This is a genomic window from Streptomyces sp. WG5, from assembly GCF_049974565.1.
GTDB lineage: Bacteria > Actinomycetota > Actinomycetes > Streptomycetales > Streptomycetaceae > Streptomyces.
In genome coordinates this window covers 1-503 of sequence record NZ_JBNGGC010000215.1, presented here as the reverse complement: position 1 = coordinate 503, position 503 = coordinate 1, and the positions used below count along the sequence as shown (strand labels likewise).

General features: G+C 66.6%; 1 protein-coding gene. It reads left to right on the top strand.

All coding sequences use genetic code 11. The annotated features are described in order from the left end of the window. Nucleotides 1-387 (top strand): DNA cytosine methyltransferase (locus ACP4IX_RS36695; protein WP_426559042.1); only part of this gene is annotated, 387 nt, incomplete at its 5' end. Nucleotides 388-503: the final 116 nt, after the last annotated feature.

Sequence of the window (503 nt, the reverse complement as noted above, 5' to 3'; positions counted from 1 at the left end):
CGGCCGTCGAACCGCAAGACCGTGCAGAGGACGGAGGTCTGCTTTCGCGGACTGGCGGGCTGCCTGCGGACGCCCAAAGGGGGCGGCTCGCGCCCGCGCATCATCGTGGTGAAGGGCGCGGACGTGCGCACGCGGCTTCTCGCGCCCGCGGAAGCAGCCTCGCTGATGGGATTGAAGGCGAGCTACCAGCTTCCGGAAGTCTACGAGTTCGCGTTCAGGGTGATTGGCGATGGCGTGGCCGTGCCCGTCGTCGCCTTCCTTCGCAAGAAGCTTTTGAATCCGCTGTTGCGCTCGGTCAAGAAATCGAGGCCGGCGAAGGAACGCAAACCGAAGCGCGGCTTGCGCGCTCCGTCTGGACGTCGCGGCCAACTTGAGCTTCGAATATAGCATGCGCTCCGACCTGCCCACCGGCCTGTCCGACTGGGAAGAGGCGCTGACGCGGCGTTTCCTGACGGCCGCTGGCGAGGGCGTCGGTCCGATCAGGTCCTTCGACATCAGCCCCG